Origin of the sequence: Streptomyces sp. NPDC101234, from assembly GCF_044767525.1 — a bacterium.
Classification (GTDB): domain Bacteria; phylum Actinomycetota; class Actinomycetes; order Streptomycetales; family Streptomycetaceae; genus Streptomyces; species Streptomyces sasae.
In genome coordinates this window covers 1-24,529 of record NZ_JBIWOA010000015.1, presented here as the reverse complement: position 1 = coordinate 24,529, position 24,529 = coordinate 1, and the positions used below count along the sequence as shown (strand labels likewise).

The window sequence follows — 24,529 nt, the reverse complement described above, 5'->3', positions numbered from 1 at the left end:
TTCAGAAAAGATTCAGCAGTGCGGCGGCGGTGCCGCCTCGCACGGCATGGAAGTCGGGGTCGGACAGGTCCGCGGCGCGCAGCGCGCCCAGCGGGTCCTCCGTGCCCATGTCGAAGGGGAAGTCGGAGCCGAGCAGCACCCGGTCGGCGCCGGCGACCCGGATCAACTCCCGCAGTACGTGCGGGTCGTGGACGAGGGAGTCGAAGTACAGCTGCTGGAGGTAGCTGCTCGGCTCGCGCGCGCAGTCCTGCGCGTCGGGGCGGGCCCGCCAGGCGTGGTCGGAGCGGCCCAGGTGGGTGGGGAGATAGCCGCCGCCGTGGGCCGCGATCAGCTTCAGGCCGGGGTGGCGGTCCAGGACACCGGAGAAGATCAGGTGCGAGAGCGCGACGGCGTTCTCGGTGGGCTGGCCCACGGTGTTGGACAGGTACCACTGGTCCAGGCGCTCGTCGAGCGTGCAGCCGAACGGGTGCAGGAAGACCAGCGCCCCCGTCTCCTCCGCCCGCGCCCAGAAGGCATCGTAAGCCGGGTCCGACAGCTCACGGCCGGGCGCGTGCGAGGAGATCTCAACCCCTCGCAGCCCCTGCTCCAGCGCGTCGTCGAGCAACGCCGGAGCCGACTTTGGGTGCTGGAGCGGGACCAGACCGAGACCGTACAGCCGGTCCGGCGCCTTCGCGCAGTGCTGCGCGGTGCCCTCGTTCGCCAACCGGCAGACACGGTCGGCCAGTTGGGCGTCGGCCCAGTAGTGGTAGTGCGACGGCGAGGGGCTGACCAGCTGCACGTCCACGCCCTGCTCGTCCATCGCGGCCAGGCGCACGGCGACGTCCGTCAGCCGGGGCACCCGCTGCCCGACCATCGGGCCGTTCACGGCCAGGGCCGCCGGCCCGTTGCGCCGGGCGTCCAGGGCGCGGGCCTCCGCGAGCCCCGGCTGCCCGGCGACGGCCTCCTCCACGTCCGGGAGGAGGAGATGGGCGTGGACGTCGATCGTCGGTGTCGACCCGGGCTCGGTCACGGCAGTTCCTTGAGGGCGGTGAGCGTACGGAACATCAGCCCGGGCACGTCCGCGTCCCGTCGGCCCTCCAGCATCCAGTCGGTGAGCTGGCAGGAGGCGTCGACCACCATGGTCACCCGGGGCAGCCGCCGGGCGTGGTAACCGGTGAGCACCCGGTCGAGGGACTCGGCGTCCCAGTCGTCGAGGCCGGTCAGCAGCTCGGCCAGGATCAGGACGTCCTCCAGGGACATCGCGGCGCCCTGGGCGAAGGTGGGCGGGCAGGCGTGGGCGGCGTCGCCGACGAGCACCACCCGGCCGCGGTGCCAGGGCCCCTCCACCAAGTGCCGGTCGAACCAGGTGTAGTTGACGACCGAGGGATCGGTGAACGCCTCGCGCAGCTCCTTCCACGCGCCGCCGTAGCCCTCGCACAGCGACCGCATCTCGTCGGCGTACGAGGCCGGGTCGATCGTGGCGCGGTCGCGGGCCGGTTCGACGAGGTAGGTGTAGACCGTGTCCTCGCTGGTCGGGCAGTAGCCGGCTATGAAACAACGGCCGCCGTAGATCATCTCGGTGCGGTCCACACCGGCCGGGCGGGGTGCCGGGGCACGCCAGATGCCCATGCCGACAGGCTTGGGCTCGTCGGTGATGCCGATCATCCGGCGGGTGGCGGAGTTCAGTCCGTCGGCGCCGACCACCAGGTCGTAACGGCGGCTCGTGCCGTCGGAGAAGGTGACGTCCACGCCCTTGTCGTCCTGCTCGAACGCGGTGACCGTGGTGCCGAGCCGGATGTCGGCGCCCGAGGAGCGCACCCGGTCGATCAGGTGCTGCTGGAGTTTGGGCCGCTGCATGCCGATGTGCGCGGGCAACTGGTCGCCGCCGGTGCGGAGTTCCTCGTGGGCGTGGATCACGGTGCCGTCGGGGGCGAGGACCGCGACGCCGTTGGCGGCGTACCCGTCCTTCTCGATCTCCTCGAAGACGCCGACCTCGCGCAGCACCCGCAGCGCGTTGCCCTGCAGGGTGATGCCGGAACCGGCCGAGGCCTTCCAGTCGGGGCTCGCCTCGACGAGATCGACGGCGATGCCCGCTCGGCGCAGCAGCACCGTCAGGGCGTTACCGGAGGTGCCCCCGCCGACGACGAGGACGGTAGGGGTGAGGCTGTCAGCCATGTCGGGGGATACCTCCCGGGTTCGGGCCGCGCGACTTCGGGCGGCGTGGATGCGGCTCTTGCCCGCCGGTGCGGCGGGCCAGGGGTGGAGACGGAGGTGCGGGCCGGATGCGCCGCTGCTGTCCGAGGAGGGCGGCACATCCGGCGGCTGTGCGGAACTGGCGGACCTGGCGGAACTGGTGCAGTTGGGGAGCTACTTGACGGCGACCGGGTTGACCGGCGAACCGACGGCGCCTGTGATGGGCAGCGGCGCGGCGGTCAGCCAGAACTCGTACACACCGTCGGCCGCGCAGTCCGCGGCGAGGGCGTCGAGGTCCCACATCTCGCCGATGAGCAGACCCATGTTGGGGATGGCGACCTGGTGCAGCGGCTGGAAGGCGTTCTCGAACTCGTTCGGCCGCACCTCGAACCCCCAGGTGTCGGTCGCGATCGCGGCGATCTCGGTGCCGTGCAGCCACCCGGCAGCGGTGAACGACAGCCCCGGCGCGGGCCCGCCCGCGTACTCGCCCCAGCCCTCACGCCGGGCCCGGGCCAGCCGCCCGGTCCGCACTAGGACGATGTCTCCGCGGCCCACGGCCACCCCGTGCGCCGCGGCAGTCGCTGCCAGCTGCTCCTCGGTGATGGCGAACCCGTCGGGCAACTCGCCCTCGGTACCCACCACGTGGCCCACGTCCAGCAGCACCCCGCGCCCCGCGACGTACGGCGCCATGTGCTCGATGCCGGTGACCAGGTCGCCGTCGGAGGTGACGACCTTGGCCGCGTCCCGCCCGTTCCAGGCCTTGCCGTGGTCGAAGATGTGCCCGAGCCCGTCCCACTGGGTGGAGCACTGCAACGGCATCGCGATCACGTCGTCGGCGCCGCCGATGCCGTGCGGGAAGCCCTGGTTGCCGAGGGCCGCGTCGGTGCCGGTGTCCAGCATCGTGTGCACCGGGTTGGTGCGCCGGCGCCAGCCCTTCTGCGGGCCGTCCATGTCGAAGGCCTGCGACAGCGAGAAGCTGACACCCCGTCGTACCAGCGCGGCACCCTCGCGCCGTTTGGCCTCGTCCAGGAAGTTCAGGGTGCCGAGCACGTCGTCCTCGCCCCAACGCCCCCAGTTCGAGTACGCCTTGGCGGCCTCGGCGATCGCGCCCTCCGGGTCGTGCCGGTCCAGGCTCATTCCGTCCCCTCCGCGACACAGCGGGTGCGCTGTACACCGAGCCCCGTGACGGAACCCTCCATCACGTCGCCGTCGCGCAGCAACCGCCCCCAGTGGATGCCGTTCCCGGCCGGGCTCCCGGTCAACACCAGGTCTCCGGGCAGCAGTTGGGCCGTCTGCGAAATGTACGACACCAGACGGGCGATCCCGAAGAGCATGTCCTTCGTCGACTCGTCCTGCATGGTGTCTCCGTTCAGCTTCAGCGTCACCCGCAGATCACCCGGGTCGGCGATCGACCCGGCCGGCACCAGCCACGGCCCGAGCGGGGTGAAGCCGGGAGCGTTCTTGCAGCGCAGCCAGTCGGTGCCGATGGCCTTCATGTCCCGCCGGAAGACGGTCGCCCGGTCGGTGAGGTCGTTGGCGATCGTGTACCCGGCCACGTACTCCAGGGCCTCCTCGACCGACACCCGGTACGCCGGCTTGGCGATGACGGCAGCCAACTCCAGCTCCCAGTCCGGCTGCTGGGCCCACCCGGGGAGCACGACGTCGTCGTACGGCCCGGCGATCGTGGTCGGCAGACCGATGAACACGTACGGCAGGTCCTCGGCGGCCCGCCGGTCCATCACCGCGGCGATCTCCGCCCGCGCCTCCTCGACCGTGCGCGGGTCGTCGGGGGAGCGGTGGGCGACCTCCAGATCGATCACGTGCTGCCGGTAGTTGGCACCGGACTGGAATATCTGCCGCGGCTCGATGGGAGCGTGCACCCGCAGACCCTCCAGCGGCTGCCAGTCCAGCGTCACGTCGTCCGCCAGGGAGTGCAGTACGGGGAGGGTCTCCTCCCAGCGTTCGACCACGGCGCGCAGGCCGGCCGGCGTCCAGTCCAGCGCTCTGCTCAGGTCGAGCACCTGTTCCCGGGCCAGCAGACCGGGGAACGGCTCCCGGTCCGGGGCGGAGAACGTGCCGAGCGCGAACGGGCCGGCAGGTTGCGCGAGCATTGCCATCAGATTTCCTCCTGCGGGGTCGCGGTCTACTCTGGCCCTGATCGGCGAATCACGGAAATAGATCCTGTGGATGCGCCGAATCGACGACATGGATGGCTCTCGATCGGCTAGGCGGTACCCGGTGAACCTGTCCCGACTCGACCTCAACCTGGTCGTCGCCCTGCGGGCACTGCTGGAGGAACGCAATGTCACGCGGGCCGGCGAGCGCATCGGACTGAGCCAGCCGGCCATGAGCGCCGCACTGGCCAGATTGCGCCGCCATTTCGACGACGAATTGCTCGCCCGCACCGGCAACGCCTACGAGCTGACCCCGCTCGGCGCCTCCCTGCGCGACCGCAGCGCGACCGCCTGCGACCTGCTGGACCGGGTGTTCTCCAGCCAGCCCGACTTCGACCCGGCGGCCGAGACCCGTGAGTTCACGCTGCTCGCCTCCGACTACGGCGCGGCCGTCTTCGGCGCCCCGCTGGCTCGCGCCCTGCACCACGAGGCCCCCGGGGTGCGCCTCACCTTCCGGCAGATACAGCCGAACGTCGAGGAGAACACCGCCACCACCCTCAGCACCATCGACGGCCTGCTGCTGCCGCACGGCATCATCGACGGCTTCCCCGCGGTCGATCTCTACCAGGACCGCTGGCTGTGCATGGTCGCCGACGACAACCCTGAAGTGGGCAACGCCCTGACCCTCGACAACCTGGCCGAACTGCCCTGGGCGGTCTACCAGCGCCCGTACGACGTGCCCGCCGCCCGCCAGCTCAGCATGCTCGGCATCAGCCCGCGGGTGGAGGTCTCCGTGCAGACCTTCCAACTGCTGCCGTACATGGTCGAGGGCACCCGCAGGGTGGCGTTGATCCAGGAACGCCTGATCCGCAAGGTGGCCCCCTCCGCCGCGGTACGCGTCCTGCCCTGCCCCTTCGAGGTGGTCCCGGTCCAGGAGGCGATGTGGTGGCACCCGGTGCACGCCCAGGACGCGGCCCACATGTGGCTGCGCAAGAAGGCGGCAGAGGTGGGCGAGACATTGATGCCGGGCCGGAACTGATCTCCGGCCCGGCATCAGCGCCCCGACAGGGGCGCGGGGAACTGCGCGATCAACCACGACGGTGCCGCAGGCGCACGACGGTCTACTGAGGCACGTACTCAGGCGCTGTACCGCCCTTCATGCCAACTGCTCCGGCAACGGCCGGGAATCCACCGCCCCGGCCCGCCGCCGCACGACGAACAACCCGCCCGCCACCAGCGCACAGGCAACCCCCAGCACACCCACCGCCCCGGCGAGCGTGCCCACGGCAGACTCCCCGGCCAGCAGCACCAGCGGGCACACGAACTCGCCGCCGAAGAACGCCGCCGTCCACAGCCCCGTGCCCCGCCCCCGGTCCTCGAACGACAGCCGCGACATCGCGCTGGTGAGCAGGGCCGGCAACAGCATCCCCGTACCGACGCAGTTGACGACCGCCCCGACGACCAGCAGCGGAGCGTTCCCCGCGAGGAACATCAGCCCGAACCCGACCGCGCAGACGGCGAGTACGGCCGGCAGCATCGGGTCGGGAGAACGCTTGAGCCGCGCGAAGGTGATCGCACCGCCCATCGTGGCGGCACTCGCGATCGCGGTGGCCAGCCCGATCACACCGGTGTTCTTCACACCGAGGTCGTCGAGCAGGTACGACATCTCGACCGGGACGGTGTAGAAGACCATCGCGCCGAAGAAGGTGAGGGCACAGATCCCGGCCAACTGCCGCCAGGGGAAGGCCCGTCGGCTCGCGCCGGGCGCCTCCGTCACGGCCGTACCGGCCACCGCCGGGCTCGGCAGCGCGGTGGCCATCAGCGGGGCGAGGACCAGGCTCACGGCGTACACCCAGAACGGCACGCGCCAGCCGGCCGACCCTGCGGCGCCGCCGAGCACGAAGAAGACGGTGGCCGAGGCGGACGCGCACATGGTCTGCAGGGCGAGGTACTTCACCCGCTGCTGCCCGGAGTAGTAGTCACCGATCAAAGTGGTGCAGCAGGTCATGATCGCCGCCTCGGCGACACCGACCAGCGCGCGGCTGGCGATGATCGCGCCGAGCGACTGCAGCCACAGCGGGGCGGTGCCGAACACGGCGTACAGCAGGGTCGCGACGACCAGCAGACGCTTGCGGCCCAGCCGGTCCACGATCACCCCGGCGAACGGGGCCAGCAGAGCCAGCGCCAGCGCCGGAACGGTCAGCGCGAGCGGCACCAGCGCCTTGGCGCCCGGGACGGCGGCGAAATAGTCCTGCATCTTCGGCAGGACGGGGGCGATCAGTACCGCGCCCAGGATCGGCAGACAGCTGCCCGCCATCAGCAGGGTCACCCGCAGCAGATGCGCGGGCCCCGACACGGCGACGGGTGACGGCTCGGCGTCATCCACCGCGACGGGGGACGGGGACACGGATCCGGGCATGGCGACTCCAGGGATGGCGAACGAACGGAGCGGGCATGCCGTCAGCGCACCGCTGGGGGCGCACGGCATGCGGGGAAGAACCCGCGCACCGGCGGCTGGTCCGGACAGCGACGTGCGGGGTACCGACGACTATGGGGCGTCCGGAACCCCGGTCGCCATCCCTCACGCGATCCGAATCGCGTATCCGGCTCATCCACGCGATGGATGAGAACCCCCTGGGAAAAAGTTTGAAGATTAAAACTGAAAGGTTACTATGGGATCATGACCGAAACGGCGCCACGCTGGCTGAATCCCGAGGAAAGACGGGCGTGGCTTGCCTACGTCCAGTTCTCCACCCACCTGTCCGACCAGCTGAACCGGCAGTTGCGGCGCGACGCGGGGGTGACCCACGCCGACTACACCCTGCTCGCCCACCTGTCGTCGGTCAAGGATCACAGCCTGACCATGTCCGAGCTGGCCGAACGCCTGAAGATCACCCGAAGCCGCCTCACCCATGCCGTGACCCGTCTCCAGGAGTCCGGTTACGTCGAGCGCCGCGAGGACCCCGCCAACCGCCGCAACCAGCTGGCCGTCCTCACCCCGGCCGGTACGAGACTCCTGGAGCACGCGGCCCCCGGCCATGTCGGGGCGGTCCGCCGCGCGATCTTCGACGCCCTCACCCCCGAGCAGGTCACCCAGTTCGCCGCGATCGGCGAGGCGATCAACACCGCCCTCCAGCGCATGGACGCCGACAGCGACGACCAGGAGGCCCTGCCCTGGCGGCGACGGTAGGGCGGGCGTCCGCCCACCGCACGATGAGACCGCGCCGTCGCCGTGCTGAAAGGAACCGCCCGGCGCCGGACAGGACAGGGCGTGGAATCCATGACGGAACAGGAGACGTGCCGGCGGCAGCGGGCGCGTTTCGAAGAACTGGCGCAGGTGGTGGCGCAACCGCTGCACCGGTATCTGCTGCGACGGACCGACGCCGACCTGGTCGACGACGTCCTGTCGGAGACCATGCTGGTGCTGTGGCGCCGTATCGACGACGTGCCCGGCCTCGGAACAGACGCCACGCCGCGACCCGATGACGTACTGCCGTGGTGCTACGGCGTCGCACGTGGCTGTCTGGCCAACGCCCACCGCGCCGACGGGCGCAGGCTCCGGCTGGTGGAGCGGCTGATACGGGCCCGTCAGCACGAACCGGTGGACACCGCCGACCACGGCGACCTGCACGCCGCGCTGGACGCCCTCGGGGAACTCGACCGCGAGGTGGTACGGCTGTGGGCGTGGGAGGAACTGGCGCCACGTCAGATCGCTGACGTGACCGGCCTGACCCCCAACGCGGTGAGCCTGCGGCTCCACCGGTCGAAGAAGAAACTCGCGAAACAGCTGGAGACGGGGCGAAAGAACACGGAACGGTCCGGACACAAGACGGATGAAGGAAGGAGCGGTCAGTGAACGACGACGAACTGCTGACCCGGCTGAGGGCTGCGGATCCGGCACTGACCCCGAGTGCTCCGCCGCCCGACATCGACCGCCTTGTGGAGGCCGCCTTGACCACCGACACCACGCCCCGGCCGGAGACGACCACGACCGGCAGCACGACTCGCCCCGCGCAGGCCGTCGCGGGCCGCCGCCGTCTCTTCGGCCTCGCGGCGGCTGCCGCACTGCTCCTGGCCGGAGGCGGTATCGCCGGAGGAATCATGACGCACAACGACCACGGTCACCCGTCCGCGTCCGGCCCGCTGACACTCACCGTCGTGGGCGGTACCGCCGACACCAAGTGCATGGAGCCCACTCCGGAGCTGTTGCGCGGGTACCCGACGCTCTTCGAAGGCACGGCCACCTCCGTCAAGGGCTCCTCGGTCACCTTCCGCGTCGATCACTGGTTCCGCGGTGGTGACTCGAAGACCGTACGGCTCAACAGCGACCCCGATCAGCCGGAAACCCTCACGTTCACGGTGGGGGAGCACTACATCGTGGCCGCCACCAAGGACGGGACCGTCCCGCCGTGCGCGGCGAACATGGCCTCGGACGAAACCCTGAGCCGGTTGCGTCAGGCATCCGGACAGTAACCCCACGGGGCAGTCGTCCGCGGCGCGGCCGATCGGGGGCGATGCGGCGGCGCCGCGCCGCTAGGTTCACTCCCATGATGGTGGGAACCGCGGAAACCCGGCTGGTCGTGCTGCGTGGCAACAGTGCCTCGGGAAAGTCGTCCGTCGCGGCCGGACTCCGTGAGAAGTTCGGCCGCGGCCTGGCACTGGTCGGCCAGGACAACCTGCGCCGCACGGTGCTGCGCGAGCGGGACCGGCCCGGCGCGGCCAACATCGGGCTGATCGACCTGACCGCCCGCTACGCCCTCGACTCCGGGTTCCATGTCGTGGTGGAGGGCGTCCTGTACGCCGACCGCTACGGCGACATGCTCGCCCGGCTGCGCGCCGACCACCGTGGCCCGACCCACGGCTACTACCTGGACGTGGCGTTCGAGGAGACCCTCGCCCGCCACGCCACGAAGCCCCAGGCGCACGAGTTCGGCGAGGCCGAGCTGCGCGCCTGGTACCGGGAACGCGATCTGTTGCCCGGCGGGGTGGAGACCGTCATCGGCGCCGACAGCACGCTCACCGCGACGATCGACCGCGTCCTGCTGGACACCGGCCTGGCACACCTGCCCGCCCACGATCGCTGAGCGCCGCCCGCCCGGCGGTCTCCGCCGACCCGGAAGGCCACGGGGCCGCAACGGCTCCGTGGCCTTCCAAATCGGCGGTGGTTGTGCGGTCAGGCGCTCTCGTGGCCCTCCGGGGCCAGCAGGATCGCCGTGTTGGTGCGGTGCGCGACGGCGTCGCTGACGCGCGGGTCGAACAGCGCCTCGACGGCACCCCGGTGGTGGGGGCTCAGGACGATGAGATCGGCGGCGAACTCCTCGGCCGTCTCGGAGATGGCCTGCGCGACCTGCGTGGTGAGACCCCGGACGAGGGTTCCCTCGGCCTTGACCCCCTTGTCACGCAGGGCCGCCAGCGCCTCGTCGAGCACCGCCTTGGCCTCGGTGTCCTCCTCCAGGGGGACGATCGCGGCGATGGAGGCGGCGGAGGCGATGACGTGTATGACGCGGACCTCGGCGTTCGTCAGCTGTGCCAGCTCGCCGGCCAGCCGTACGGCGGAGTGGCGGGCGGGGCTGGGATCGACGGCGACGAGGATGCGCTGAAACACGGACACTCTTCTTCCCCTTCCAGGGGTCACGGAAGGTCTACTCGGTGATCAGGGACGCCGGGTCACGGCGTGGCGGGTCGGCGCGTCCGGCGCCGAACGAGTTCTTCCGGTCTCACCCTGTGATCATCTCACCGGTCACCCGCCCGGCGCACACCGGTCCGTGTAACAGCCACTGAACTGCCGGAATCCGGCCGGTATCGACCGGGCGGGGAATGCCGACCCTCCTCACCGGATGACGTTCATGAGGTGCGGCACGACGCGCGTCAGCCGTACGACGCCCCACAGGATCAGACCGGCGCCGAGCACCTCTGGCACCAGCCACCAGCCGGTGCGGACCGACTCCCCGAACAGGGTCACGCCCAGCAGCAGGCTCACCGCCGCGTCGCCGATCGTCAGCGCGGGCTGCGAGGCGACGAGCGGACCGGCCTGCAACGCGTTCTCCAGGAGCATCAGCGAACCGATCCCCGCGAGCGCGAAGCCGTAGGTCTGCCAGGTGGTGAGGAAGGCCGGCAGGCCCGCGTCGGCGAGGCGGCCGGTGGCCGACTTCATGAGGGCGGCCGTCAGCGCGTTGCCGATCGCGGCTCCCGCGGCCAGGGCCGCCGCGCGGAACAACGGCGACGAGGAGGACCGTACGAGCCGCACCGCGACCGTGACGGCGCCCAGGGTGAGGAAGAGAACGGGGATCCAGCGGTGCATGGAGGCCTGCTGCCGGCCGCCCGACGGGGCCGCGGCGGCCAGGAGGAGGGCGAGACCGGTCACCACTCCCGCGATCGCCTGCCACCCCTGCGGGTTCAGCCGCCGGTGCATCAGCGGCATGGCGATCAGCAGGGCGAACGGCAGTTCCAGCATGAACAGGGGCTGGACGAGTGCCATCGGCCCGTTGATCAGGGCGAGCGCCTGGAAGACGGCGGCACCCGTGACCCCGGCGATACCGATCGCCCAGACGGGCTGCCGCGCGAGAGTGAGCAGCAGACGGAGCCCGCTCCGGCCGGGGACCGTGGACGCGGCCTTGCGCTGGAAGGCCGTGCCCGCCGCATTGCTGACGGCGCCCAGGACGGCGAAGAGCACGGCGAGCACCATCATGGGTCCAGCATGCCCTCGCCGGGCCGCCCGCTGCCCCCCGGACGCGCGCAGGACCGCCGGACACAACCGACGGTTGTACCCCTAGGGTGGCGGCATGGACCTCGACACCGTCCGGACCTTCGTCGCCGCCGCCGAATCGGGGCAGTTCCAGACGGCTGCCATCGATCTGGCGGTCACCCAGCAGGCCGTGTCCAAGCGCATCGCCGCGCTGGAGCGCGACCTCGGAGTACGGCTGTTCACCCGCACACCGCGCGGCGCCGAGCTCACCATCGACGGGCAGGCGTTCCTGCCCCACGCGCGTGAACTGCTGCGCGTCGCCGAACGCGCCGTCGAGTCCGTGCGCACCGGCCGCCGTCCGCTGCGCGTCGACGTGATCGCCTCGCGCAGCGCGCAGTCGAGCCTGATGCGCGGTTTCCACCGCGCACACCCCGAGATCGACCTCGACGTGGTGATGCTGTTCGACGTCGAGGCGGCCGTCGCCGCCATCCGGTCCGGTGCGATCGACGCGTCGTTCCGGGCCGTCGCCATGCCCGGCCGGCCCCTTCCCGAGGACATCGAGTCCGTCCGGGTGCTCGACGAACCGCTCCAGCTGCTCACCGGTCCTGCCCACGTGCTGGCGGGCGCCCGTTCGGTGACCCTCGCCCAGCTCGTCGGGCACCGGATCTGGATGCCCGGCATCGTCCCCGGTACCGAGTGGGCCGCCTACTACGACGACCTCGTGGCCGAGTTCGGCCTCACCATCGAGGCGACCGGCCCCAACTTCGGCTCCGACGCACTCCTCGACACCGTCGCCGACACCCCGGCCCTGGCCACCTTCATGAGCGAGCAGACCCGCCTCGTCTGGCCGTCCGGCTACGGCCTGCGCCGCATCCCGGTCACCGACCCGACCCCTGTCTACCCGCACTCGCTGCTGTGGCACCGCGACAACCCCCACCCGGCGCTGGCCATCCTCCGCACCCACCTCGCCACCACTGCGTCCGGCCACGGCGCCGCCGGGACCTGGATCCCGGACTGGGTGATTCCGCGCTGAACGCCTCCGCTGTGCCCTTCGTCGCCGCACGGACGCTGGATTGCCGGCTGCGGATGCGGACTCGGCGGGGGCGCGGGACGCCCAGGAAACCGGCCGTGCCCCGGGACGGGACCGGTACAGGCCGACCGGTTACCCAGCCCCGGTCGGCTTCACTGTCCCTGCCGTGTCGCAGCCGTCCGCACTCGTGGTTCGTTCTCACCGTGGTGCAGGGTCCACCGCCGAGAACCTTCCCGAGGCCAGGCGTAGCGTGAAGTGACGGATTCACAGCCGGACTCGTGCTGTGGCGAGGTCCTGGGGTCGCGCCTTGACGGACCGTGTGAGCCCAGAATCCTCGTCTGCGGCACCGGCGAGGGCGCCCGCGAGGGCGCCGGCTCGGCATCGCTCTGCCGGGAGGCCCGCCGGGTTCCTCCAGGTTCCTCGCGGGCCGAGAGACGAAAGGCCGTTCATGCCTCGATCCATGCGCGCGCTCGTAGCCGTGGAGGCCGGTGAGCCCACCGATGTCCTGCGGCTGGAATCCCGGCCCGTTCCCATTCCGGACGCCGGTCAGGCGTTGATCCGGGTGAAGGCGACCCCGGTTCACGCGAGTGATCTGCACGTGCTGCGCGGCCGCTACGGCTTCTCCCCGGAGTTTCCCGCTGTCGGGGGCAACATGGAGTGCGTGGGCCGTATCGCGGCCCTGGGCCCGGAAACCGAGGGGCTGAAGGTCGGCGAGCGCGTGGTGGCCGCTGCGATCCCGGCCGTACCCGGGCCCCCTGTGGCCGGCACCTGGCAGGAATACCTCGTCGCCGACACACACCGGCTCCTGTCGGTTCCCGACCGGCTGAGCGACTCCAGCGCCTGCCAACTCGCTGTCAATCCGTTGACCGCGCTGCTCCTCGTGACGCGCGAACTCGACGTACAGCCGGGCGAATGGCTGTTGCAGACCGCCGCGGGCTCCACCGTCGGCCGACTTGTCATCCAGCTCTGCCGGCACCTGGGGATCCGCACGATCAATGTCGTGCGGCGACGCGGTGCCGTCGAGGAGATCAAGGCGCTCGGCGCGGATGAGGTCATCTGCACCGAGGACGAAGACCTCGTGCGGCGTGTCGCTGAGACAGCAGGACCGGCCGGCGTACGCAAGGCCATCGACTGCGTTGCAGGCCCCGTCGGCGCTCAGGTGTCCCAGGCACTGGCTCCGGGAGGAGAGCTGGTGGTCTACGGCGCGCTCTCCACGCACCGGCAGAGCGACCCTGCGGCACTGACGATCCCGCTGCAGGCACGCTCGGTCATCTACGAGACCAAGACGGTCCGGGGCTTCTGGCTGAACCGCTGGTTCGGCACCGCCTCACCCGAGACGGCTCTGCGCGCGCTGGCCCGGGTTCGAGGTCTCGTCGCCGATGAGGTGCTGAGCATTCCCCAAGGCCGGCCCTTCCCCCTCGAACGCTTCCCTGAAGCCGTCGCTCTCGCCGAAGCACCCGCACACGGCACCAAGCCTCTGTTCGTCTTCGAAGACGGCCGGGACGAGGACGACAGGTAGGAAGCGGCCCTGCCAGTTGCGTCGGCGGCGCGCCAGGGCCGCCGGACGAAGCCCCCGTTCGAGCAGGCCAGCGCCTGCGTCACTGGTCCTGGGCACGGGTGGTGTCGAGGGCCCGGTGCCGTCCGCAGCCGCCCCGCAAGGCGTCCTGCCGACCACGTGCCGACGGATTCCATTGGCTTGGACGAAACGGCTGGTGAACGTCTTGATGAAGTCAGCCCGGCAGGCCGACCCCCAGCGCACCCGCACCGGTCGTGCGCAGCACGTGACGCCGGGGCAGTCCGGCGTCGGTCCGCTCCCCGCAGTCGCCGTTCCCGGATGCCTGGGACATGGGGACCGCACCATGCCTGCGTACAGGTATGTCCGCAGGTCACACGTCCGTTGAGCTCATGTTTGCCGGCCGTCATGAGCGCGTGGTGGCCCCGCCGCCGCGCGCGGGCCACGGGATGCGTGGAGAGACTGAGGGTGGCAAGAAGGAGGCAGAGATGAGCCAGGTGGCACTTTGTGTTCGCTTCACGCTACGTGACGGTGCCGGTGAAGCGTTCGACGAGCTGGTCCGGCAGGCCGTTGCGGCGGTCCTCGAACATGAACCGGGCACCTTGGTGTACGCCTGCACCGAGGTCGAGGGAGCGCCCGACCAGCGCGTCTTCTTCGAGCTGTACGCCGATCGCGCAGCCTTTGACGAACACGGACGTCAGCCGCACGTCCGTCATTTTCTCAGCGAGAGCAAGAACTACGCGGAGAGTACGGAGATCGACCGCCTCCGACCGTACGCCGGTAAATATCCCTCCGTATAGCGGCCTTTGTGGGTTTGAGGGAGGTCATGCCAAGGACGGAATCGCCGAGGGGGCACCCAGTGGACACGGCGCCGCGGCCGGCGAGCCCTTCCGTGGCGCTGCGCACCCCACCGCGCGCCGCCGCCCGTGGGCCGGATCGTCGAGGTGCGGATCGCGGCCTCGGCCATGGCGGAACACAGCCCCGCCGACAGCCCTCGGGGTCAGCGTTTCCCGAGGCCGGCGATCGTCGCGGCGAGGGGGTCGTCGGCCAGGAACGCGGCCAGTTCCGTCCGGTCGGGCGCCGTGGCCGGGCCGCGGCGGGTCACGGCGCTGGCCGCCGCCGCGTTGGCGCCGCGGGCGGCCGTCAACGGGTCGAGACCCTGGGCCAGCAGGGCGAGGAACGCACCGACGTGGGCGTCTCCCGCTCCGTTGCTGTCGACGGCGGTGACCGGGAAGCCCGGTACGTGCACGGGCGGGTGACCGGGAACGGCGAGCCAGCAGCCGTCCCTGTCGGCCCGTACGAGCACACCCGCCCGAGGGGCCAGTCGCTGCCCGAGAGCCGCGGCCGCGGCGCGCGGGTCCTCGTGTCCGGTCATGAGCCGGGCCTCGCGGGCATTGGCGCTCAACCAGTCGGTGCGGGCGAGGACGGGGGCGAGGACGCGCGCGGGGATGTCGGCGACCAGCGGCCCCGGGTCGAGGCAGAGGGTGGTCGCGGCGGGCAGTGCGGCGGCGAGGCCGGACAGCAGTGGGCCGTTGCCCGGCAGGACCAGCCCGTAACCGGAGACCTGGACGATATCGTCGGCACGCAACTGCGCCGTTACGGCGGCCACGTCGGCCGGAGCCAGTGTGGCCTCGGCTCCGAAGCTGGTCACGAAGGTGCGTTCGCCGCCGGAGTCGACCAGGGCCACGGTGAAGCCCGTGTCGCGGTCGGCGCGGGCCGGCAGCAGCGCCCCGACGCCCTCGGCGGCCAGCGCCGCGCGCACGAGATCGCCGTACGGTCCCGTGCCGTGCAGACCTGCGTACACGGCCTCCGTGCCCAGCCGGCGGGCCGCCACCAGCATGTTGAAACCGCCGCCGGCGGTCGTCTCGGTACGCGTACCGATGACGTCGCCGCCGCGCTCCGGCAGCGCGGGGACCTCGATCACCAGATCGGCGATCACGTTCCCGGCGAGGACCACCCGGCCGCTCATCGGTCGGCTCCCTGGAGGCGGGCGGCGGCGGGTTCGTCGGTGCCAACCGGAACAGGCGTGCCACGACGGCCGAACAGCGCGTACACCCCGGCGCCGACGGCCATCGACACGGCCCAGCCCAGGCCGTTGACACCGAACCAGGTGTCGGAGAGCGGGCCCGCGAACCAGACGTCGGTCGCGCCGGTCGATGCCTTGGTGAAGAGCAGTCCGGCCACGATGGCGAGGACCCAGCCGAGCACGGCGGGCAGCCGCAGACCGCCCGTGTACCAGTACGCGCTGGAGCGGCTGGTGTCCATCAGCGCGCGCGGGTCGTAGGTGCGCCCGCGCAGCGAGTCCACCGCGATCACCCCGATCCAGGCCGAGATCGGCACGGCCAGCAGCGTCAGGAACGTCGAGAACGGCCCGTAGAAATCGTCGGCGACGAGCATGAAGTAGATACCGCCCGCGAACATCAGCACGACGTCGAGGGCGACGGCGTACGCACGCGGCACCTTGAGGCCGAGGGTGATCATCGTGAGCCCCGCGGAGTACGTGGACAGATGGTTCGACATCAGCAGTCCGCCGAAGGCCGCGACGAGGTACGGGACGGCCATCCAGGACGGCAGCATCGCGTCGACCGCCGCGACCGGGTCGGAGGCGGTGGCCAGCGTCCGGTCGCCCGCGGAGAGCAGCGAGCCGAGCGAGATCAGCAGCACGAGCGGAATGCCCGCGCCGAACGCCGAGGCCGCGACGAGCCGGCGGCCCGGGATCGTCCGCGGCAGATAACGGGCGTAGTCCGCGCCGGCGTTGGCCCACCCGATGCCCGTCCCGGAGGCGATGAAGCCCACGCCGGCGACCACCGCGCTGGTCGGTCCCGCCGGGGCGTCGAGCACCTTGCTCCAGTCGACGGTCGAGATCAGGAAGCCCATGACGACCAGGTTGAGGACACCGAAGACGACCGTGGCCCACTTGTTGATCCACATGATGGTGGCGTGGCCGAGACCGCTGATCAGCAGCGTGCAGGCGATGAACACCAGCAGGCAGACGAGGGTGAGCACGGTGTTCCGCCGGATGCCGAACGCCGTGTCGAGCAGCGCCAGCAGCGCGTAGGCCGCGGTGGTCGTGGAGATGGTCTCCCAGCCGACCCGGCTCAGCCAGGTGACCAGGGTCGGGCCCGCGTTGCCCCGCTGGCCGAAGACGGCACGGGACAGGGTCAGAGCCGGGGCGCCGCCCTTCTTGCCCGCCAGGCTCAGGGCGCCCACCAGGGCGAACGAGCCGAAGGAGCCGAGGACGGCGACGAGTACGGCCTGCCAGACGGCCAGGCCGCGGAACGCCACCAGGGTGGCCCCGAGCGGAAGCCCGAGGATGCTGATGTTCGCGGCGAACCAGGTCCAGAACATCTGCCCGGCGTGGCCGTGCCGTTCGTTGTCGGGGACCGGTTCGATCCCCCGGGTCTCGATGGCACCGACGCGATCGTTCGTCTTCGAAACGGCCATGACGGAACCTCCTTGCATGGTGCGGAAGGGCGGCGGGCATGGCGCCCCGGGGCAGCGGACGGAAACCTCGCTGCCCTGGGGCCGGATGACGGGGTGATTCAGCGGAAGGTGAGCAGACGGGCTGTCAAGGGCTCCAGCTCAAGGGAGTTGACGGTGCGAAGGGTCCGTACCGCCTCGGCCGGCAGTGCGGAGAAGCCGGCGACCGAACCGGCGACTGCCCCGGCGATCGCACCGATGGTGTCGCTGTCGCCGCCCAGGTTGGCGGCGAGCAGCGCAGCCCGCCACGGATCGCCGTCCGCCACGGCGAGCACCGCGAACGCGGCGGGCACCGACTCCTGGCTCGCCACGCTGGTGCCGACCAGCGCGACGACACGGTCCAGGGCCTCGGTCTCCGGGAGGTCCCGCACCAGTTCGCACGCCCACTCGATCCGGGCGGCGATGTCCGCCCCGGCGATCCAGTGCCCGCGCCGCGCACCGGCGCGAGCGGCGGTCACGGCGGCGGTGACGGCCTCACCCAGCGAGCCGCCGGCGACACCCGTGCTGACGGCCGCGGCCACGGCGGCCGCGCCGGCGATGCCGATGGTCGTGTCATGGGTGACCTGACAGGACTCCACGACCCGGTCGACGAACGCGTCGAGCGGGTCGGCGGCGAAGGCGATCCCCACCGGGGTGACACGCATCGCGGCGCCGTTCGTCGTGCCGTACCTGCCCGCCTCCCGGGGGGAGACACCACGGGCCACCGCGTCCAGCGCGGCCTTGGTGGACGGACCGAGGAGGTCGAAGGACCCCTTGGCCTTCATCTCCTTCTCCCAGTCGAGCAGTTCGTGGGCCAGTCGCAGTGGATCGATCCGGCCCCGGCCCTCGTCGATGAGCCGTCCGACGATGACGGCCTGTTCGGTGTCGTCGGTGACGGACCCGGCGGGCATGCCCGCACTGACCGGGTTGTCGGGCCGGGCGGACTCGAAGCCGGTGACGGAGCCGTAGACCCGGACGACGTCCTGCCTGGACATCACCTGCGTGGGCATGCCGAGGGCGTCACCCAGGGCGAGTCCGTAGAACGCGCCCAGAGCGCGGTCGAGTTGACCTGTCACGAGCGGCCTCCGTTGCCGGAGCGTACGTGCAGTTCGAAGTGGGCCGGGTCGAGCAGACTGCCGACCTGCTCGACCACCGAGCCGTCGGCGGCCCGGTACACCTGGTCCAGGCGGAGGAAGGAGGTGCCGGGGGAGCGCCGGAGCACCTCGGCCTCGGCCTCCTCCAGACCGCGTACCGAGACGACCCCCTCACCGGAGTCGGTGATCCGGCCCGCCGCGATCAGCGTCCGGCTGAGCGACCCCCCGTCGAGCCCGCGCCCGGGCAGCCCGGCCAGGATCCCGACGGCCGGTACCCTGCTGCGCTCCAGCGAGACGCCCTGCCCACCGGGCAGCCGTCTGACCCGGTCCAGGGCGACGAACGCGGTCGAGGCGAGCTCCAGCCGGGCGGCCAGTGCGGGGTCGGTCACCTCCTCGAAGCGGAGGATCTCCGTCGTCAGTTCGGTGCCCTGCTCGGCCAGGGCCCGGGTCCAGCCGAGGCGGTTGTCGAGCGGCGTCCCGTCGAAGGTGACGAACGAGCCGATGCCCGCGTGGGTGGAGATGAGTCCCTCCTCACCGAGAACTTGCAGGGCCTGCCGAAGAGTGGTGCGGCTGACGCCGAACCGCTCCCGGAGCGCGTGCTCCCCGGGGAGCCGGCTGCCGTCGGCGTGAACCCCGGAGCGAATCTCGTCGGCGAGTACGCGGGCGATGCGATGATGCTTGTGTACCTGTCCAGGCATGTCTAGACAGTAGGTGAACAAGTGGCCGAGGTCCAGAGGTCGCCAGCCACTTCCTTCGCCGCGGCGACCCGCCCCGACATCAACCCTAGAATTGACTCTGTCAAAACTAGTGGGTTATGTTCGATGCCACGCACCCAACACACCCCACTTCGCAAGGCGAGTGGGCCAGTTCTCTCCGGGAAGCACCATGCACTGTTACGACTGCGCCCAAGAAGGGCGAAACGAGAACACCGGGATCGGCGCCTGCACCCGCTGCGGGCTCTTCACCTGTGCCGATCACTCAAAGGTCGTGCGCACGACCGTCCAGCGGCCCATCGGGGTGATCCCCATGACGAGCGCCCTCCCGGCCCGGCGCCTGGTCTGCGGCGCCTGCCGCACGGCGGAAGCCGCCTAGAACGGACCGAGTCAATTCTGGGTTGTACCGTGGGTGGCCGGAATGCCGTAGGAGAGCGAAATGGCCATGGATCAGCTTGCGGGCGACCTGCTCAAGCGCAGGGGACTGCGCAGTACGGCCCAGCGCAGAGCCGTACTGACCGCTCTCCAAGGTCATCCGCACTCCACGGCGGCCGATCTCGAGACGCGTATCGGTGCGGGCACGGACAAGCCCGAGACCGGCGGACTCTCCCGGCAGGGTCTGTACAACGTGCTCGAAGACCTGACGAAGGCGCAGCTCATCCGCTGTATCGAACCCGCGGGTTCGCCCGCCCGGTACGAACTGCGGGTCGGCGACAATCACCATCACCTCGTCTGCCGTCGATGCGGTCTGATCGAGGACGTCGACTGCAGCGTGGGCGCGGCACCGTGCCTCAGCCCCGACGAGGACAAGGGCTTCGCCGTCGACGAGGCCGAGATCACCTGGTGGGGACTGTGTTCGGGGTGCCAGGAGGCCATCGCCCGGCCATGAGAGGGCGTGGGCGCACGGCCCTCTATGAGGAGACGGCCCCCTGTCGTAAGACCCGTCCGTGATCCGACGGCATCGCCGGCACATGTCGGTGATGTGCGGTGAAGGGAAAATGAGGGTCTTGATGATGGCCAAATGATGGATCTGAGGGCTTCAACAACTCCCTTCGCGAACCTAGCGTTGCAAGCACGTAAACGGCCTGGCCGTTGGCCGTGCGACAGCATCTGACCCGCTCGCCACGGCCTTGCCCGGACGGTTTCCAGGAGGGAGGGGGCGATGGCGCCCGTGGAGTTGCTGACCGGCGGTCGCCGGCAGGCCGCCAGGGTCGCATTCTGTCGGCCGTCCTGGAGCGAGGCCGGTATGCGGGCGTCGGACCGGACGTGTTCGAGCCCGAGCCGACCCTCCACCACCCGCTTTTCGACCACCCCGACATCGTCCTCACCCCTCACCTGAGGGGCATGACGTAGTGCGCGATGAAGCCGGCCTTCGTCACGCGGCCCGAGGCGTCGCGGACGTCCTCGCCGGCCGACCGCCGACCGCGGTCGCCGACCCCGACCGGAACCACCGAAAGGCCATGGCATGACCACCCCACAGCTGAACCGGATCGCCGGCGCGCCCATCTCCTGGGGTGTGTGCGAAGTGCCCGGCTGGGGCTACCAGTTGACGCCCGACCGGGTCCTGAACGAGATGCGCGAGGTCGGTCTGGCCGCCACCGAGTTCGGTCCCGACGGCTTCCTGCCCGCCGCGCCGGACGCCATGGCCCAGGTCCTCGCCGACCACGACCTGCACGCCATCGGCGGTTTCACCCCGCTGCTGCTGCACGTGCCCGGACACGACCCGCTGCCGGAGGCGGAACGGCTCCTGGAGGGCTACGCCGCCTCGAACGCCGAAGTCCTCGTCCTGTCGGCCATCACCGGCCAGGACGGCTACGACTCCCGCCCCGAACTCGACGCCGACGGCTGGAAGCTGCTGCTGTCCAACCTCGACCGGCTGACCGCACTGGCCGCCGAGCGCGGTGTGCGTGCCGTCCTGCACCCGCACGTCGGCACGATGATCGAGAACGGCGACGAGGTCCGCCGTGTCCTGGAGCACTCGACGATCTCCCTCTGCCTCGACACCGGCCACCTGCTCATCGGCGGCACCGACCCGGCCGAGCTGACCCGGCAGGCCCCGGAGCGGATCGCCCACACCCATATGAAGGACGTGGACGCCTCCCTCGCCGCCAAGGTCCAGTCGGGCCGGCTCACCTACACCGATGCCGTCCGCGCGGGTATGTACCGCCCGCTGGGCGCCGGTGACGTCGACGTTCAGGCCATCGTCACCCACCTCAGCGCCCGCGGCTACGACGGCTGGTACGTCCTGGAACAGGACACCATCCTCACCGAGGAGCCGAAGGAGAAGGGACCGGTCGAGGACGTGTGGGAAAGCGCCGAACACCTGCGTTCGGTGCTGCGCAGCACGGCGTCGTGAGGACGGCGGCGTGAGGACGGCGGCGGGTTCAGTGGCGCTCCGGCCGTATCGACAAGGGCCGTGAGTCACGGGCGGATCGAGGAAGCGGGAAAACATGACCACTGAGGACCTGCTGGCCACCTGCTGGACGACTGCGGGCGACGCCGCGCCCGGCCGCGCCGACGAACGCAGCCCGCTGAGCCTGCGGGAGCGCGCGGAGGCCGCGGCCGACGCCGGGTTCAAGGGCTTCGGCCTGCTGTACACGGACCTGGTGGAGGCCGAGCGCGGCTACGGGCTCGCGGGCATCCGCTCCCTCTTCGAGGACAACGGACTCACCCACATAGAGCTGGAGCTCCTCACCGACTGGTGGGCCGACGGCCCCCGGCGTGCCGCGTCGGACGCCGTCCGCAGCGACCTGCTGAGGGCCATCGAGGTACTCGGCGCACGCACTCTCAAGATCGGTCCCGATGTGACGGACGGCCCCTGGGACCCCGACGTCTGGGCCGAGGAGTTCGCCGCGCTGGCGGCACAGGCCGACGGAGTCGGAGCCCGGCTCGGTATCGAGTTCCTGCCCTGGTCCAACCTCAAGACCGTGCACGACGGCCTGCGGCTCGTCGAGGCCGCCGGGCATCCGGCGGGCGGCCTCATCATCGACGCCTGGCACACCGAGCGGGCCGGCACCCCGGCGGCCGAACTGGCCGAGGTCCCCGGCTCCCGCATCGTGGGCGTGGAACTCGACGACGCCGACGCACAGGTCATCGGCACCCTGTTCGAGGACACCGTCCGGCGCCGCCGCCTGTGCGGCGAGGGCACCTTCGACCTGCCGGGGATCATCAGCGCGCTCCGCACGGCCGGTTGGTGCGGACCCTGGGGAGTGGAGATCCTCTCCGACACGCACAGGACACTCCCGGTCCGCGAGGCCGCCGACACGGCCTACCGCACGGCCGTGGCGCTGCTCGCATAGAGGAGAGAAGGGGGGCAGGAGCCCCTGTCGACTCCAGCCGTATCGCGTCCAGGTCCGGCTAGCGGGTCGGTGGGCAGGCACTTGAGCAGAGAACGGCCAGGGCCAAGGACGCGATCGGTTCTCGCCGTACCGACGGGATCGAGGGCTGCACGACGACCTGGTCCCCTTCGTCGTCGAACTCCTTCAGCCGGCGCGGGCCGCCGCTACGGTCGTCCGCTACGGCTGCCCGCTGCGGCCCGCGGTGTTGACGGTCCTACTTGTCGTCGATGCGTCCGGTCGGTTCGGGAGCCTCCGCAAGCGTGGTCCGGGTCTCCTTCCATGCCGTGTCGTCGATCCCGAGGGCGCTGCGGAGGTAGGCCCATGAAGCCTTGCGGATCAGAGCGACGCGTTCGGGGCTCTCGTCCGTGGTGTCCTTGGCGTTGTAGGCGTGGATCCCACCGAGCGAGTGCTCGGCCCCGAACACGGTGAGCAGGCTCTGAGCCCCAGGGCTGTACTGGTACACGTCGGTGAACCAGTCGGGGCCGCGGGTCGAGAGCAGTGACTGGTCGTGGTCGCCCGCGATGACAAGGGTCGGCGTGGTCAGGCGGTCGAAGTCGGGGTTCATGAAGGGGAAGTTCTCCGCGGCGAACGGCGTCAAGGTGTCACCGCCGATGCCTGTCGTGGCGAGGAGCACACCGGCTTTCACGCGCGTGTCGGTCTTGTCGGGACCGGGCTGCCCGTCCGCACCGACGACGCGGGCACCGAGAAGCATGCTGACGGTCTGTCCGCCCCAGGAGTGTCCGGCGACGGCGATGCGGCTGCGGTCCATACGGCCGCTGAGCCCGGGGACCTCGGCGACGATCCGGTCGAGTTCGTCGAGTACACGTTCGACGTCCTGGACTCGGATCTGCCAGATGTCGGAGTAGCGCGGGTCGGTGGGAGCGATGCCGAGGGTGAGCGAATCGAGGAATGTGGGCTGTACGACGACGAAGCCGTTGGCGGCCCAGAAATCGACCAGCGGGTCGTACGAGGACATCGACTGACCGAAGCCATGGGCGAGGACGACGATCGGCAGGTCGGTGCCGGTGACCGGCGCCGACACACGTACCTGCAGGTCGTCGCCGCGCTCCGGCGCGGGCAGGACCACCGGCCTGACGCTGATGATTGCCGAGTTCAAAGCGGGAACGGTGCCCTGGGTGACCGTTTCGGATACTGGCATGTCACTGCCTTTCACTTGCGAAGAGCGCCGGATCCACGGGGATACGTCGTCGGCGCGGATTCTGCCGACGCGACCACCGGATGGACTCCTAAGCGGAACACTGTCCCGAATATAACCGGAACAGCGTCCCGCTTGGCAAGTGCGGTCGTGGGACACCTGCTCGACGGACGTGCACCTCGTGATCCCGTCCTGCCTCCCGTCCACTCAGCTCGCCAGGGCCGAACGCGGCCGGACCGGGAAGCCGGCCGCCCGGTAGCACCCGTCGATCAGCCGCATCGTCGTCAGCGCGTCCTCGGCGTCGAGTGCCAGTGGCGCACCGTGCCGCAAGTGGGCAGCGAAGGCCTCCAGCTGGTAGGTGTACGACGACCGGCGGCCGAGTTCCTCGGTGCGCTCGCCGGCGGGCGTGCGCACCACCACCCGGTCGTCCAGGTGCGGCTGCACGAAGTTCATCGCCGTGGCCTCCCCGCGGGTGCCCACCACACGCAGGCTCATCCCCCACTCGTGGTGGCCCATGTGGCAGCGGGCGGTGCCGGTGGCGATGCCCGGGAACTCCAGGTCGGCGTACAGCCACTCGTCGACGTCCCCGGCCCCCGTGCGCCGTTCGCCGTGCGCGGCGACCAGCCGTGGTGCGCCCCCGGCCCAGGGTGCGAGCATCCGCAGCGCGTGCAGGCTGTAGCAGCCCAGGTCCATCAGCGCGCCCCCGGCCAGCGGCAGCGACCACCGTACGTCGTCGTCCGGCGGTGCAGGCATGGCGACCATGGTCTCGGCATACCGGAGTTCGCCCGACTCCCCGCTGTCCAGCAGCTCGTGCAGGCGCCGGGTGACCGGGTGGAACAGGTAGTGGAAGCCCTCCATGAACACCGTGCCGGCCTTGGCCGCGGCGTCGTGGACCTCGGCCGCCTCCTCGGCGTTGCTCGCTGACGGCTTCTCGGTGAGGACGTGTTTGCCGGCCTGAAGCGCGGCCAGGTTCCACGGCCCGTGCAGGCCGTTGGCGAGCGAAGCGAGATGGGGGTGCCCCCGGACGGAGTCTGGGGGAGGGTTGTAGCGACCTCGATCTCGGGATCGGCGACCAGATCGGCGTCGGAGGCGACCACCCGCTCCACGCCGTGCTCGGCGGCGAACGCCTCGGCCCGGACGCGGTCCCGGGCGGGCCCCCCCCCCAACCCGGGGGCGCCCCCCCCCCCGGGGCCCCCCCAGGGGGGGGCGGCCGGCCCGGGCCCGCCCCCCCCCCCCCAACCCCCCCGGGGGGGCG

General features: G+C 71.0%; 25 protein-coding genes and 1 pseudogene. 13 read left to right on the top strand and 13 right to left on the bottom strand.

Going from position 1 to position 24,529, the window contains the following annotated elements; genetic code table 11:
• Position 1: 1 nt before the first annotated feature.
• The 4 genes from ACIRR9_RS26640 to ACIRR9_RS26625 all read right to left on the bottom strand — a co-directional run bounded on the left by ACIRR9_RS26640 (position 2) and on the right by ACIRR9_RS26625 (position 4,289).
• Complete coding sequence (locus tag ACIRR9_RS26640) at positions 2–1,009, bottom strand: amidohydrolase family protein (RefSeq protein WP_403756444.1); 1,008 nt, start codon at positions 1,007–1,009, stop codon at positions 2–4.
• On the bottom strand, positions 1,006–2,154 hold the full coding sequence (locus ACIRR9_RS26635) for an FAD-dependent oxidoreductase (protein WP_403756441.1): 1,149 nt from the start codon (positions 2,152–2,154) through the stop codon (positions 1,006–1,008). Before ACIRR9_RS26635 ends, ACIRR9_RS26640 begins: the two co-directional genes overlap by 4 nt.
• Before the next feature lie 192 nt (positions 2,155–2,346).
• Positions 2,347–3,309, bottom strand: a complete 963-nt coding sequence (locus ACIRR9_RS26630) for a cyclase family protein (protein WP_403756439.1) — start codon at positions 3,307–3,309, stop codon at positions 2,347–2,349.
• Positions 3,306–4,289 carry a fumarylacetoacetate hydrolase family protein gene (locus ACIRR9_RS26625; protein WP_403756438.1) on the bottom strand — a complete coding sequence of 328 codons (984 nt, stop codon included), beginning with the start codon at positions 4,287–4,289 and terminating at the stop codon, positions 3,306–3,308. The genes ACIRR9_RS26630 and ACIRR9_RS26625 overlap by 4 nt, the downstream gene beginning before the upstream one ends.
• Before the next feature lie 121 nt (positions 4,290–4,410).
• Here ACIRR9_RS26625 and ACIRR9_RS26620 point away from each other — a divergent pair, with 121 nt between their 5' ends.
• Positions 4,411–5,325 (top strand): LysR family transcriptional regulator, encoded by a 915-nt coding sequence (locus tag ACIRR9_RS26620; RefSeq protein ID WP_403756435.1) that lies wholly within the window; start codon positions 4,411–4,413, stop codon positions 5,323–5,325.
• Positions 5,326–5,442: 117 nt separating this feature from the next.
• Here the strand turns inward: ACIRR9_RS26620 and ACIRR9_RS26615 are convergent, their stop codons facing one another.
• The gene (locus ACIRR9_RS26615; RefSeq protein WP_403756432.1) at positions 5,443–6,705 is read right to left on the bottom strand and encodes an MFS transporter; all 1,263 of its coding nucleotides are present in this window, start codon (positions 6,703–6,705) and stop codon (positions 5,443–5,445) included.
• A 261-nt stretch (positions 6,706–6,966) separates the two neighbouring features.
• Between ACIRR9_RS26615 and ACIRR9_RS26610 the strand changes: the two genes are divergently transcribed.
• The 4 genes from ACIRR9_RS26610 (at position 6,967) to ACIRR9_RS26595 (ending at position 9,370) form a co-directional block, all read left to right on the top strand.
• The gene (locus ACIRR9_RS26610; protein ID WP_403756429.1) at positions 6,967–7,476 is read left to right on the top strand and encodes a MarR family winged helix-turn-helix transcriptional regulator; all 510 of its coding nucleotides are present in this window, start codon (positions 6,967–6,969) and stop codon (positions 7,474–7,476) included.
• Positions 7,477–7,566: 90 nt separating this feature from the next.
• A complete protein-coding gene (locus ACIRR9_RS26605) occupies positions 7,567–8,142 on the top strand; it encodes an RNA polymerase sigma factor (RefSeq protein ID WP_403756966.1) in 576 nt (191 codons plus the stop codon).
• Positions 8,139–8,759, top strand: coding sequence for a hypothetical protein (locus ACIRR9_RS26600; protein WP_403756426.1), 621 nt, complete (start codon positions 8,139–8,141; stop codon positions 8,757–8,759). Before ACIRR9_RS26605 ends, ACIRR9_RS26600 begins: the two co-directional genes overlap by 4 nt.
• Before the next feature lie 77 nt (positions 8,760–8,836).
• Positions 8,837–9,370: an AAA family ATPase gene (locus ACIRR9_RS26595; RefSeq protein WP_403756963.1), complete on the top strand. Its 534-nt coding sequence runs from the start codon at positions 8,837–8,839 to the stop codon at positions 9,368–9,370.
• Positions 9,371–9,459: 89 nt separating this feature from the next.
• Here the strand turns inward: ACIRR9_RS26595 and ACIRR9_RS26590 are convergent, their stop codons facing one another.
• A complete protein-coding gene (locus tag ACIRR9_RS26590; RefSeq protein ID WP_365350005.1) occupies positions 9,460–9,891 on the bottom strand; it encodes a universal stress protein in 432 nt (143 codons plus the stop codon).
• A gap of 225 nt (positions 9,892–10,116) precedes the next feature.
• Positions 10,117–10,974, bottom strand: a complete 858-nt coding sequence (locus tag ACIRR9_RS26585; RefSeq protein ID WP_365350003.1) for a DMT family transporter — start codon at positions 10,972–10,974, stop codon at positions 10,117–10,119.
• 94 nt (positions 10,975–11,068) lie between these two features.
• Here ACIRR9_RS26585 and ACIRR9_RS26580 point away from each other — a divergent pair, with 94 nt between their 5' ends.
• The 3 genes from ACIRR9_RS26580 (at position 11,069) to ACIRR9_RS26570 (ending at position 14,314) form a co-directional block, all read left to right on the top strand.
• Positions 11,069–12,004 (top strand): LysR family transcriptional regulator, encoded by a 936-nt coding sequence (locus tag ACIRR9_RS26580; RefSeq protein WP_403756423.1) that lies wholly within the window; start codon positions 11,069–11,071, stop codon positions 12,002–12,004.
• A gap of 457 nt (positions 12,005–12,461) precedes the next feature.
• Positions 12,462–13,520, top strand: a complete 1,059-nt coding sequence (locus ACIRR9_RS26575; RefSeq protein ID WP_403756420.1) for a zinc-dependent alcohol dehydrogenase family protein — start codon at positions 12,462–12,464, stop codon at positions 13,518–13,520.
• A 482-nt stretch (positions 13,521–14,002) separates the two neighbouring features.
• On the top strand, positions 14,003–14,314 hold the full coding sequence (locus ACIRR9_RS26570; protein WP_403756417.1) for a putative quinol monooxygenase: 312 nt from the start codon (positions 14,003–14,005) through the stop codon (positions 14,312–14,314).
• 200 nt (positions 14,315–14,514) lie between these two features.
• Here ACIRR9_RS26570 and ACIRR9_RS26565 read toward each other — a convergent pair whose 3' ends face one another.
• From ACIRR9_RS26565 to ACIRR9_RS26550, 4 genes are all read right to left on the bottom strand, one after another.
• Positions 14,515–15,483, bottom strand: coding sequence for a PfkB family carbohydrate kinase (locus tag ACIRR9_RS26565; protein WP_403756414.1), 969 nt, complete (start codon positions 15,481–15,483; stop codon positions 14,515–14,517).
• Positions 15,480–16,958, bottom strand: coding sequence for a purine-cytosine permease family protein (locus ACIRR9_RS26560; RefSeq protein ID WP_403756411.1), 1,479 nt, complete (start codon positions 16,956–16,958; stop codon positions 15,480–15,482). Before ACIRR9_RS26560 ends, ACIRR9_RS26565 begins: the two co-directional genes overlap by 4 nt.
• A 98-nt stretch (positions 16,959–17,056) precedes the next feature.
• A complete protein-coding gene (locus ACIRR9_RS26555) occupies positions 17,057–18,049 on the bottom strand; it encodes an ADP-ribosylglycohydrolase family protein (protein WP_403756408.1) in 993 nt (330 codons plus the stop codon).
• Entirely contained in the window at positions 18,046–18,765 is a 720-nt protein-coding gene (locus ACIRR9_RS26550; protein ID WP_403756406.1) for a GntR family transcriptional regulator, read from the bottom strand. Before ACIRR9_RS26550 ends, ACIRR9_RS26555 begins: the two co-directional genes overlap by 4 nt.
• A 187-nt stretch (positions 18,766–18,952) precedes the next feature.
• Between ACIRR9_RS26550 and ACIRR9_RS26545 the strand changes: the two genes are divergently transcribed.
• From ACIRR9_RS26545 to ACIRR9_RS26525, 5 genes are all read left to right on the top strand, one after another.
• On the top strand, positions 18,953–19,159 hold the full coding sequence (locus tag ACIRR9_RS26545) for a DUF2180 family protein (protein WP_403253412.1): 207 nt from the start codon (positions 18,953–18,955) through the stop codon (positions 19,157–19,159).
• A 66-nt stretch (positions 19,160–19,225) separates the two neighbouring features.
• The gene (locus ACIRR9_RS26540) at positions 19,226–19,669 is read left to right on the top strand and encodes a Fur family transcriptional regulator (protein WP_403756404.1); all 444 of its coding nucleotides are present in this window, start codon (positions 19,226–19,228) and stop codon (positions 19,667–19,669) included.
• Positions 19,670–19,878: 209 nt separating this feature from the next.
• Positions 19,879–20,133 carry an NAD(P)-dependent oxidoreductase gene (locus tag ACIRR9_RS26535; RefSeq protein ID WP_403756401.1) on the top strand — a complete coding sequence of 85 codons (255 nt, stop codon included), beginning with the start codon at positions 19,879–19,881 and terminating at the stop codon, positions 20,131–20,133.
• Positions 20,134–20,245: 112 nt separating this feature from the next.
• Positions 20,246–21,136, top strand: a complete 891-nt coding sequence (locus ACIRR9_RS26530; protein WP_384573421.1) for a sugar phosphate isomerase/epimerase family protein — start codon at positions 20,246–20,248, stop codon at positions 21,134–21,136.
• 94 nt (positions 21,137–21,230) lie between these two features.
• Positions 21,231–22,079 (top strand): sugar phosphate isomerase/epimerase family protein, encoded by an 849-nt coding sequence (locus ACIRR9_RS26525; RefSeq protein WP_403756398.1) that lies wholly within the window; start codon positions 21,231–21,233, stop codon positions 22,077–22,079.
• 253 nt (positions 22,080–22,332) lie between these two features.
• On the opposite strand, the gene ACIRR9_RS26520 is transcribed toward ACIRR9_RS26525, so the two are convergent.
• Positions 22,333–23,277, bottom strand: coding sequence for an alpha/beta hydrolase family protein (locus tag ACIRR9_RS26520; RefSeq protein WP_403756395.1), 945 nt, complete (start codon positions 23,275–23,277; stop codon positions 22,333–22,335).
• A 204-nt stretch (positions 23,278–23,481) separates the two neighbouring features.
• A pseudogene (locus ACIRR9_RS26515) lies at positions 23,482–24,425 on the bottom strand (Gfo/Idh/MocA family protein); the annotation flags it as partial.
• Positions 24,426–24,529 lie beyond the last annotated feature (104 nt).

Coding starts and splice junctions, on each gene's coding strand:
- ACIRR9_RS26565 (WP_403756414.1), bottom strand. CDS start 15,483: ATGAGCGGCCGGGTGGTCCTCGCCGGGAACGTGATCGCCGATCTGGTG.
- ACIRR9_RS26595 (WP_403756963.1), top strand. CDS start 8,837: ATGGTGGGAACCGCGGAAACCCGGCTGGTCGTGCTGCGTGGCAACAGT.
- ACIRR9_RS26545 (WP_403253412.1), top strand. CDS start 18,953: ATGCACTGTTACGACTGCGCCCAAGAAGGGCGAAACGAGAACACCGGG.
- ACIRR9_RS26525 (WP_403756398.1), top strand. CDS start 21,231: ATGACCACTGAGGACCTGCTGGCCACCTGCTGGACGACTGCGGGCGAC.
- ACIRR9_RS26540 (WP_403756404.1), top strand. CDS start 19,226: ATGGATCAGCTTGCGGGCGACCTGCTCAAGCGCAGGGGACTGCGCAGT.
- ACIRR9_RS26625 (WP_403756438.1), bottom strand. CDS start 4,289: ATGGCAATGCTCGCGCAACCTGCCGGCCCGTTCGCGCTCGGCACGTTC.
- ACIRR9_RS26605 (WP_403756966.1), top strand. CDS start 7,567: ATGACGGAACAGGAGACGTGCCGGCGGCAGCGGGCGCGTTTCGAAGAA.
- ACIRR9_RS26560 (WP_403756411.1), bottom strand. CDS start 16,958: ATGGCCGTTTCGAAGACGAACGATCGCGTCGGTGCCATCGAGACCCGG.
- ACIRR9_RS26520 (WP_403756395.1), bottom strand. CDS start 23,277: ATGCCAGTATCCGAAACGGTCACCCAGGGCACCGTTCCCGCTTTGAAC.
- ACIRR9_RS26635 (WP_403756441.1), bottom strand. CDS start 2,154: ATGGCTGACAGCCTCACCCCTACCGTCCTCGTCGTCGGCGGGGGCACC.
- ACIRR9_RS26550 (WP_403756406.1), bottom strand. CDS start 18,765: ATGCCTGGACAGGTACACAAGCATCATCGCATCGCCCGCGTACTCGCC.
- ACIRR9_RS26530 (WP_384573421.1), top strand. CDS start 20,246: ATGACCACCCCACAGCTGAACCGGATCGCCGGCGCGCCCATCTCCTGG.
- ACIRR9_RS26585 (WP_365350003.1), bottom strand. CDS start 10,974: ATGATGGTGCTCGCCGTGCTCTTCGCCGTCCTGGGCGCCGTCAGCAAT.
- ACIRR9_RS26575 (WP_403756420.1), top strand. CDS start 12,462: ATGCGCGCGCTCGTAGCCGTGGAGGCCGGTGAGCCCACCGATGTCCTG.
- ACIRR9_RS26610 (WP_403756429.1), top strand. CDS start 6,967: ATGACCGAAACGGCGCCACGCTGGCTGAATCCCGAGGAAAGACGGGCG.
- ACIRR9_RS26580 (WP_403756423.1), top strand. CDS start 11,069: ATGGACCTCGACACCGTCCGGACCTTCGTCGCCGCCGCCGAATCGGGG.
- ACIRR9_RS26570 (WP_403756417.1), top strand. CDS start 14,003: ATGAGCCAGGTGGCACTTTGTGTTCGCTTCACGCTACGTGACGGTGCC.
- ACIRR9_RS26630 (WP_403756439.1), bottom strand. CDS start 3,309: ATGAGCCTGGACCGGCACGACCCGGAGGGCGCGATCGCCGAGGCCGCC.
- ACIRR9_RS26615 (WP_403756432.1), bottom strand. CDS start 6,705: ATGCCCGGATCCGTGTCCCCGTCCCCCGTCGCGGTGGATGACGCCGAG.